Below are 9,584 nucleotides of genomic sequence, written 5' to 3' on the forward strand. Positions count from 1 at the left end.
CGTTCAACTTTATCTTCAACAATTTTTCTATCAATCAATTCAAAATAAGTTCTCATCATCTCCAGTATAAAATTATCTGTTAGCTCTTTTAAATTTGTTTCTATTTCCTCCATTATTCGAGTTTCATCTTCTGAAAAAAATTCTAAAACTTTATTGATGAATTCTTCGCATTTTTGTTGTATAATTATATTCACAAGAGACCCTCCTTTTTGATTGTTTTGTTTTGTCAATTTTTATTTTACCAAAAAGAGTGGTCTCTTGTGTTTTTTTATTTGTATTTTTCCTACAACAATTTTACACTATGTGGGTAATTAAAAGATACTATTCTATTTTCACTAATTTCCTCTTATTGAATTCCATAATTCTATTAAAAAAGTGCGAATGGTTTCTCCAATACGACTAGCAAACTTCATCAAAAAACTTATTATTAAAAAAAATAATAAGAAAATGATTGTTAGTTGAAAAATGTCTTTCATTTGATTTCCTCCTCGTATAATAACCTTATCTATCTTTTAAAACCTTTGACAACACTTTAATTTAGCACATCACAAAAAATCTTGTTAAAGCAGTAGTCTGTTATGGATACACCTTGATGTTAGTATATAGTACTTTTAGTATAGAGAAATAGACACAGGTGTTACTGGAGGAATAGGGTCATTGTTATTAGGAATATACGAATTATTCCAGTTTATAATTGAGTTTACAGGAGTATCACCAATCTTAACTCGTGCAAATTTTACATCAAACCAAGTTGTAAATGTATAATCAGCAGTGAGTTTGAGGATTGAATTTGTATTTCCTGGATTAATTACACTTAATGTTTGTTGCCTTACTTGCGTTACACTAGATGTAAATCCAACGACATTGTTACTTACCTGTATATTTGAACTATATGCTTCACCTGTCCAATACTTAACTCTATAAGGATTACTATAATATTGAGCACTTGCACTATAATGATAGCTTATTGATCCTAATGTAGAAAAGCGATGAACAGTTGCAGTACCATAAAATGGTGAAGATATAATTTTTAAATTATCATCTGAATTAATAATATTATCAATATAAAGTTCTTCAATAATATTTATTTCTTTAGGTATTTTTTTAAATTCTTCTAAAGCTTTTTCTAATTGTTTAACTGTTATGTATGATCCATCATCTGTAAAAGAATCATTTTCTATTAAACTATCTTCTTTTAAACCTAAATAAGTTAGAACATCTTTAATATTTTCCTCTGTGATTATAGTGTCTGAAGAAATATTGCTTTGATTTGCAAACACAAACCCGTTTGGTATAAATAAAATTATCGTCACTACTAATATTGTTAAAAAGATAAAACTATTTTTCATAAAACTTATCCCCTCCACTTTTTTAAAAAGTATAGCAAACTTTTGATAGAAAGTAAATACTTTTTCGATTATTATCATAATTGCGAGAGAGATATTTTCAAAAATTCAGTTGAATAAATTTGTTTAACATTTTTTAAAAAAGATATTTAATTAGCCAAAATAAAAGTTCTGCAAAAAATATCCTCTTAGCTGACCGGTAATATTTGATAATGCACTTTTTGCAGGTAATTGTGCTATACATTTACTTTGAATACTAGCTTCAGCCAATTCGTTATCTGAGGGTGTATTATTACTAGGTTTTAAAAACAATCCTTATTTACCGTCCTCTCACACACCGTACGTACCGTTCGGTATACGGCGGTTCATTAAGTTACTGATTGTAAGTAGAGGCAGATAAGCTTTAATACTCTTTTATCCTTGACTCATTTAGATACCCTATGCATCAGTATGTCGTGGTTTACCTTATCGAAGAATTTCTCCAGGTCCATAATCTAGTATGACCTCTGCTGACTTCTCAAGGTTTAGCCATACATCACTGCATTGGTTGTTATTTCAAAGTTCATCTCTATAACTTATCCTTGAGACCTCCCCAGGTAAGTACGTTCACCTTCATCCCATATATCTGCCACATTTACTACGTTGAATTCAGATAGTGTTGGACTTCATCTTGTTATGCAGACTCGTCCATCCTAGGTAGCCTTATATGTGGTTCGTGTTCCTCAGACCGGGATTTTGCCTAGGGCTTCCTTCATATTCCACCTCACGATGGACACCCTTGCCTTCGGCTAGTGGTTCCCACTACCAAACCCACAGCGGACTTTCACCGCCAAGTTAACGCACATGCTGGGCGCACAAAAAAGAAGAAAGGCCAAAAACCTTTCTTCCTTCTATAACCACTCTTCTTTTAAAATTTCTCCTGTTATACCTACAACTACTTCTTTTATTGGTACCTTTCTACTTGCCCTTGCTAAACCCTCTTTAGCTAAAGCTAATAAGCCTCCACAACAAGGTACTTCCATCCTAACTACAATTAGCATATTGATTTTTGCTTCATCTATCATAGCTTTAATTTTTTCTACATAAATTTCTTTTCCATCATCTAATTTAGGACAAGCGATTGCCAGTGCTTTTCCTTTTAAATAATCTCTATGGAAGTTACCCATAGCAAAGGCAACACAATCGGCGGCTAATACCACATCTGCTCCTTTGAAATATGATGCATGGGGTGATACTAAATGGAGCTGAACCGGCCATTGCCTTAATTCAGAAGGCTGATCTCCTACTTTTGTTTCCTTTTCAGTTACTTCATTTCTCCTTAGATCCATCATCCTAGAGCCAGGACATCCTCCGCCATGATGTTGATGAAATTCCACTTTGTCATCCTCCTTATCTTCTTCTAAAGGGTTTTCCATCCCAATTTCCTTGAGATATTCTACTGCTTGATTGTAATACTCTATTTGATTATGGTCTAACATATGTTTTAAGTGAATTTTGATAGTGTTTTTCCCTGCAGGAACGATGTTTTCCTCCATTGTCTTTCTTTCATCATAAGGCTCTGCTTCCCTTTCTTCAAAACTAATAGCTCCCATAGGACAATGGCCTATACAAGCTCCTAGCCCATCACAGAAAAGATCACTAATTAACCTAGCTTTACCATCAACTATTTGTAATGCACCTTCAGCACAGTTAGGAACACATAAACCACAACCATTACATAAATTTTCATCTATTTTGATAATCTGCCTTTTCATTTTATTCCCTCCTCTTCTTTCTAAGTTAATTATATTGCACCCTTTGATTAAATGATATGACATTAATCACAAACAAAAAAAAGAAGAAGAAAGAATATTAATTTACCATAAAAATTTCTTGGTATCTTTCTTCTGAACCCCTTATTTTCTTTTCTATATCTATTATTTCTACTTTCTCCCTATCTAAGAGTTTTACTATATTATTTAATATCATCCCATTAGGGACAATTTCTAATTTATTGTTTATTATTCTAATTTTTTCAATATGTTCTTCTAAAACTTTTTTAGCCATTTCTAGCTCATTAACAGTTAAAATATAGCTAGTTTCTTCATATTGGGAAATATCTTCCTCTATGAGTTTTCCCTCTTTTAAAAATAAAATTTGTGAAGTTACCCTGTCAATCTCTCCTAGGTTATGGGATGAAAGTAAGATAGTCGTTCCGTTAGAATAAATATCTAGCAATAAATTCCTAACTTTTATTGCACTGGTTGGGTCTAGACCATTGAGAGGTTCATCTAAAATCAATAATTTAGGGTTGTTTACTATAGCCATAGTCAACAATAGGTGTTGTTTCATGCCCAGGGAATATTTCCCTACTTTTTTATGAATGTATGACGTTATTCCTATCCTCTCAGCAGTTTCTAAAATTTCCTTTTTCGGTATTTTTTGTACATCACCTATAAATTGCAAATGATCATATCCAGTAAGGTAGTCATATAAAACAGAATTATCCTGCATAAAAGAAACCTCTTTGAATATCTTGGGGTTTTTATTACTTTTCCCAAGAATCTCAACTTCCCCTGAGTCAGGTGAAATTAAATTAGTTATTATATTTAACAAAGTGGATTTTCCTGAACCATTAGGGCCAACTAAAGCAAAAATCTGCGGTTTTTCTATCTTAAAGGTAATTCCCTTTAAAACCTGCTGTTTACCATATGCTTTTTTAACATCCTTTACTGAAAGAATCATTTTTTTCCCTCCTTCCCAAAAGTCTTAACCAACCTTTTACGTTACAATTATTCTTAATATAGATACAACCATATCCAACTAACAAAAAAAACATCGTAAATAATAACAATACCATAATCCCTGTTACAAAGTTAATCTTAGGATTATTTAAAACAGCACCGATTTCACCATTAACTATTTTAGGGATGTTGAAATAAGTAGTAGGGGAATAAAATTTCCTATCTAGTGGCTTTTGTTCAGCTTGCCAAAATGCTACTACTGCTAAAATTGTAGTAATGGAAAATACAGTTAATGTTTTTTTAACAAAAACTGAAATTAAGTTTGCAAAACCGATAAAGAATATTGTCACTGCCCCCAATAATAGTGTCCCATTTATGATATACTGACCTAAAGTCATAAAATGCATACCATGACCAAAATTAAACCCTTGGTAGTTAGGGGATAATACTGCTCTAAAAGGATTATAGTGAACAATTGGATATTGCCAATCCCCAAACCTCTCCAAAATTGTACCTGTAACTACAATCAAAGATACTACAATAAAGGTTGTTCCTAATACTGTTAGTGCACCATTAATAAACTTACTAATAAAAAATTGTTCTTCTCTAATTGGTTGAGTCATTAAAAAGTTAAAGGTATTTTTCTTATCCTTTTCCTTTGCCAGGCCTGTGCCAATAAAGAACAAGAAAAATATTAGTGGGATTAAGTAAAGATAATTGGTGTAAAATATCTTAAGATAAAATAATCCACTATTGTCCATTTTGGTGTTTTCAAATATAAATTGTTCAGTGGTTACCTGTTGTCCTCCCCAACCTAAAGTAGTTAAACGGGGGTTTTTCGAAATATATCTATTTGGAATAAACTCTCCGGAAAAAACCGGTTTAATATTCCTTTCCATAAGCCAGTATTTTTCATAGATACTGGCTAAAACTGTAAATCTACTTAATGTATTTATATTACCAAAGTAATTATACTCATAAGTTTTTTCATTTAAATAAAGTTGATACTGATAAAAAGGTTCCCACTCCCCTTTTTTATAGCCTTCTAAAGCAGGTATTAAATACAGAAGCATTTCTTTTTCCTTTTCAATCAACATCTGATTTTGACTTATTAAAGCTTCTAAGCTCCTTATTTTATTATAGTAAAAGGGGGCCTCTGGGTCACCGTTTTCTATTAAATCATCTATTTCCTTTTGTAATCTAGCAATTTCACTGCCATATTCCCTTTGCTTTTCAGAGGAAGCATCAACTCTCCAATTTAATTCATTTAAATACCCTTGTTCCCTTTGATAGGTGAGATAACTTAAAAAATAGTGCCCACTTACTACAATAATTAGTAATGCTATCAAAAGGACTTTCCATTGTCCTTCCCTTATTGTTTTTCTCAATTCAAAAATACAAAGATTAAAGATTCTTTTACTTCTATCTACTCTTGTATTTCCTTTGGCAAAGGTTTTTTTAGTATAGAGTTTTTCTTGAATAATTTTGGCTATTTTATTAAATAAAGGAATATCTATTTGTTGTTCCGGCAAATAACTGGCTAAAGTAAGGAACAAAGTTGTCCAAATCAAAGAAAATAGAGGATAAAGGTAATCGGTATTTTGAGGGATTTTTTCTAAAATTTGAGTAAACCTTAAAAAATAAAAGGGATTTATTGGATGGTTTATAAAAAAAGTTCCATTATATCCTATCGTTAAAACAATACCTCCTAAAATATATAAACTTAAAGTTTTTTGTGCCCATTTACTTGTTAAAATAGTTATCCCATATACTACACTGGCACTACATATAAATAAAATTATATTTCTTATTAAATACTGACTTGTTGGGATAATTATAAATGCTGATTCTGTCTTTAAAATTTGGGGATAAACTAAATTTAATGTTTTTCCATTGTATAAATAAGGTATCAGTAACCCTGCAGCAAAGACAACTAATATAAAAATCACTGTAGCTAAAAGGAAAATTAAATATTTCCCTACCATTAACTTTAAATTAGATACTGGTTGAGTCTTTATTGTGTTGAGGGTATTATTTTCTTTCTCCTCTGTATAGGAAATACCAAAAAATATTAAAAGAAGTATTATCCCTACTTTCCCTAACAGAAAGGATCCTAAATCCTTTAAAAACAGGTGTTGAGATATAGGTAATTTTTCAGATTCAAAATTTAGATTATTGTCTAGCATCCACTGATTTTTTGCAATATATATCTCCCTTTCAATACCATCAAGGGCGTCAAATTCTCCTCCACATTCTAAATACAGTTGTAAATTATCTAAAAAAACCTTCTGATAACCAATAATTTTATCCCAGTCTCCGTATTGGGTATGTCCTAAAAGTAAATACAAAACCCTACCTACATCTCTGATATAATATAACTGCTTTTCTTGAGCTTCAGAAAGGAGGTTTCCATCCCGTAATTTTACTAATTCACTTTGCCTATATTCCCATTCATCCCTTATTTCTAAAAGCTTTAATTCTTCTAAACCTCTATATCTTATAAATCGGGTTTGATAATTATATACCGAATATATTCCTGTTGTTATTAGAAAAATAACAAAAATAATCCATAAATACCTTTTCCCTTTAACGAACTTTTTAAATTCAAATTTCAAAAGCCCCATAGTACCACCTCCAATGTCATAACTATTTTTTCGACATACTAAATAAAAATCCTTTATTTTTTCATTTTATTTAAAATAATAGAAAAAGTAACCTGACAAAAGTTAGGTTACTCGTTACTCAATTCCTCTATTTAAATGTCCTTTTGTAAAGCCTGCTTTTTTCAATTTCTGTAAAGTACTAATATCTTCTTCCTCCATCTGTCCTTTTATAAACCTCTGGTGTAAAAGGACTATTTTTTTTATTTCCCTAGGAGATTCATCTAAAAAATTTAAGCGAAAATAACCTATCCCGGCCTTAACAAGTTTCTTCCAATCTTCTATTAACAATATTTTTTTAGAATTATAGATTTCTGTTATACAATTGTATTTTTTCTCTATAGGGAAAATCTCCCCTATTTTATCCAACAACCCCATTCTTTCTCTACACATCTGACAATTTTTCCCCTTTTCTAATACCGTAGATATTACACAATGTTTAGTTGTCATAACGGGTATATAACCATAACCTAAAATTTCTGTTTTATTTCTATCTAAATCCATTTTACTTATTCCTGTTAAATTTAATTCAGGAGACAAGGTAATTCTATTAAAATTATTATCTAAATAAAAGTTGTAAGAATAATCGTTGACGATATTAAGGGTAAAGTCTGCTATTAAGTTAAACTCTTCAAAAAAAGAAATATGACCATAACTTTGGATAAGTACAGTATCTAAATCCAAAGCTTTAATCATAGCTTTATATTTTTTTAACTCTTTATCAGTTACTGTCTTAAAAATTTCAGGAATAATTTTACCTTTAAAACCTAGCTCTTTCCCAAGGGCAATCCCTTTTCCTAAAGTTTCTAAATCTCTGTAATAAAGGGCATCTACTCCCATTTCAATTAAAGCTTTAAGTCCTTCTAAGTTATTTATAGAAAAGGTTAGTTTTAACCCTCCATTCTTCCCATCATTTTCTTTTTTTGTCTTTTCTCTATTTAAAGTTAATCCTAATTTTAGTTTTGATTCCCTTTGATATTTATTCTTCCTTTTCTCACTTAACCTTTCAAGTAACTCCCTCCTAATACCGTTAATTTCTTTCATAGGAAGGGAAAGGCAAGGATCTAAATCTACCTTCAAATTCACTAATTTATATGGAGTTCCACCGGTTTTCCCTAACCCTTTCTGAATATCTTCTTCAGTAAGCTCTTTATTTATAGCTGGTTCGGGAATGATACCGGTACTAAACTCAACTGTATGGTTTCCATCGGTTATCATAGAAATTATTTCTCTATCTTTTTTAATAGAGATTTCGATACTTACTGGTATTTCCACATTCTCATTAGCAAAGGTTTCCCTAAGCTCTTTCATCCTTTTTTCATCATAAGTTTTAAAAACTAATTCACCTGGTTTACAATAATGTTTAAAATTAACGGTACAAACCTGGCCTTTGCTACAGTTTTTAACAACTTTTCCCTCTAGTTCTAACTTTTCTACCCTTCCCCCTACACTCCCCTCTTTTCTAGGTATTTGCAGTTCATCATTTTGGTTAAGATCTTCTTCTAAGAATAAGGTAAGTTTTTCCCTCTTTCTATCGTATTTTACTACCTTCCCTAAGTAATACCCTTGATTTCCAGGGCTTAACATACTCATTAACTTTGACCCAGTCTCTCCGAATAAATGTCCTTTGGTAAAACCCCGGTTAAATACTTTTAACTCTTTTTCTAGATTTTCTAAATCTAGATCTCCACCTATTTGCCTAAGGACTTTGTTATACACTCTAACTGTAGCAGCAACGTATTCAGGACTTTTCATCCTACCCTCAATTTTTAAAGAATATACTCCAGCATCTATAATTTTTTGCATTTCTTCGATTGTCCATAAATCTTTAGGACTGAGTAGGTAATCTCCCTTTGCTGAAGGATATTTTTCATTTTTATCGACATTATATAAAATGTATTTTTGCCGACATGGTTGGGCACAACTTCCCCTATTACCACTTCTACCTCCAATAAAACTACTCATTAAACATTGCCCAGAAATAGAAATACAAAGGGCCCCATGGATAAAGACTTCTAGCTCGACCCCTGTTTCTCTTTTGGCCCTCTTAATATCTTCTATAGTCATTTCTCGGCCTAATACCACTCTACTTACCCCTAGAGATTCTAAATATTTAATGTCCTCTACTGTTTGGACAGACATTTGGGTAGAACAATGGATTTTAAAGTCAGGATATATTTCCCTAACGTATGTCAACACCCCTATATCCTGAACTATTAAAGCATCTACTCCACTGGTATATAAAAAGTCTATGTACTCCTTTAGTTTATCAAATTCATTATTTAAAACTAAAGTGTTTAGGGTTACAAAAACCTTTACTCCCCTTATATGGCAATATTCTATGGCTTGTATCAACTGACTATTATCAAAGTTTTGGGCAAACTTTCTAGCACCAAAGTTTTTACCCCCTAAATATACTGCATCGGCACCATTTTGAACAGCAGCTTTTAAGCTTTCAAAACTACCTGCTGGAGCTAATAATTCGTACTTTTTATCCATTTTTCCACTCCTTCCTAACATTTGTAGTAGACGGAAACCCTATTTACTTGCTTGCTCAACACTTTTTTGCAGAGCATGGTATCCATTTTGATATCACTCAGGTTATAGGTCTTACTAACGATGATGAAGTGTCTAAAGAGTATCGCCCTTTGAAACAGATCGTCGAAAGATTAAATAGAACATTTAAAGGTAATTACCGCTCCACCCATGGTTTTGGCTCTGAACATGGTTCTGTTTCTTTTGTAACTTTATTTGTGGCTTATTTTAACTTCCTAAGGCCCCATTCAGCTCTAGAAGGTAAAGTACCTGTAGTCATCAATGAACTTAGTAACCTTCCTACTATGCCTGCAAAGTGG

Annotated in this window: 7 protein-coding genes and 1 pseudogene; 1 reads left to right on the forward strand and 7 read right to left on the reverse strand. The window is 31.7% G+C overall.

What is annotated here, in order from left to right; all coding sequences use genetic code 11:
• The 7 genes and pseudogenes from BMX60_RS10410 to BMX60_RS10435 all read right to left on the reverse strand — a co-directional run.
• Positions 1 to 194 (reverse strand): annotated as a pseudogene (locus BMX60_RS10410) (ISLre2 family transposase); the annotation flags it as partial.
• 141 nt (positions 195 to 335) lie between these two features.
• On the reverse strand, positions 336 to 476 hold the full coding sequence (locus tag BMX60_RS12105; RefSeq protein ID WP_177159783.1) for a hypothetical protein: 141 nt from the start codon (positions 474 to 476) through the stop codon (positions 336 to 338).
• Between the two features lie 135 nt (positions 477 to 611).
• On the reverse strand, positions 612 to 1,349 hold the full coding sequence (locus BMX60_RS10415; protein WP_091351400.1) for a hypothetical protein: 738 nt from the start codon (positions 1,347 to 1,349) through the stop codon (positions 612 to 614).
• Between the two features lie 887 nt (positions 1,350 to 2,236).
• Positions 2,237 to 3,100, reverse strand: a complete 864-nt coding sequence (locus BMX60_RS10420; protein WP_091351401.1) for an ATP-binding protein — start codon at positions 3,098 to 3,100, stop codon at positions 2,237 to 2,239.
• Between the two features lie 97 nt (positions 3,101 to 3,197).
• Positions 3,198 to 4,070: an ABC transporter ATP-binding protein gene (locus BMX60_RS10425; RefSeq protein ID WP_091351402.1), complete on the reverse strand. Its 873-nt coding sequence runs from the start codon at positions 4,068 to 4,070 to the stop codon at positions 3,198 to 3,200.
• Positions 4,045 to 6,693: an ABC transporter permease gene (locus BMX60_RS10430; protein ID WP_091351403.1), complete on the reverse strand. Its 2,649-nt coding sequence runs from the start codon at positions 6,691 to 6,693 to the stop codon at positions 4,045 to 4,047. The genes BMX60_RS10425 and BMX60_RS10430 overlap by 26 nt, the downstream gene beginning before the upstream one ends.
• Before the next feature lie 114 nt (positions 6,694 to 6,807).
• Positions 6,808 to 9,228 (reverse strand): U32 family peptidase, encoded by a 2,421-nt coding sequence (locus BMX60_RS10435; RefSeq protein WP_177159784.1) that lies wholly within the window; start codon positions 9,226 to 9,228, stop codon positions 6,808 to 6,810.
• A 47-nt stretch (positions 9,229 to 9,275) separates the two neighbouring features.
• Between BMX60_RS10435 and BMX60_RS12200 the strand changes: the two genes are divergently transcribed.
• A partial coding sequence (locus tag BMX60_RS12200) for an integrase core domain-containing protein (RefSeq protein WP_341423333.1) occupies positions 9,276 to 9,584 on the forward strand: 309 nt, incomplete at its 3' end.

It is taken from the genome of Anaerobranca gottschalkii DSM 13577, from assembly GCF_900111575.1.
GTDB classification, from domain to species: domain Bacteria; phylum Bacillota; class Proteinivoracia; order Proteinivoracales; family Proteinivoracaceae; genus Anaerobranca; species Anaerobranca gottschalkii.

Bases quoted from the DNA above. Each gene is read 5' to 3' on its own strand.
- BMX60_RS12105 (WP_177159783.1), bottom strand. From the start codon at position 476: ATGAAAGACATTTTTCAACTAACAATCATTTTCTTATTATTTTTTTTA.
- BMX60_RS10415 (WP_091351400.1), bottom strand. From the start codon at position 1,349: ATGAAAAATAGTTTTATCTTTTTAACAATATTAGTAGTGACGATAATT.
- BMX60_RS10420 (WP_091351401.1), bottom strand. From the start codon at position 3,100: ATGAAAAGGCAGATTATCAAAATAGATGAAAATTTATGTAATGGTTGT.
- BMX60_RS10425 (WP_091351402.1), bottom strand. From the start codon at position 4,070: ATGATTCTTTCAGTAAAGGATGTTAAAAAAGCATATGGTAAACAGCAG.
- BMX60_RS10430 (WP_091351403.1), bottom strand. From the start codon at position 6,693: ATGGGGCTTTTGAAATTTGAATTTAAAAAGTTCGTTAAAGGGAAAAGG.
- BMX60_RS10435 (WP_177159784.1), bottom strand. From the start codon at position 9,228: ATGGATAAAAAGTACGAATTATTAGCTCCAGCAGGTAGTTTTGAAAGC.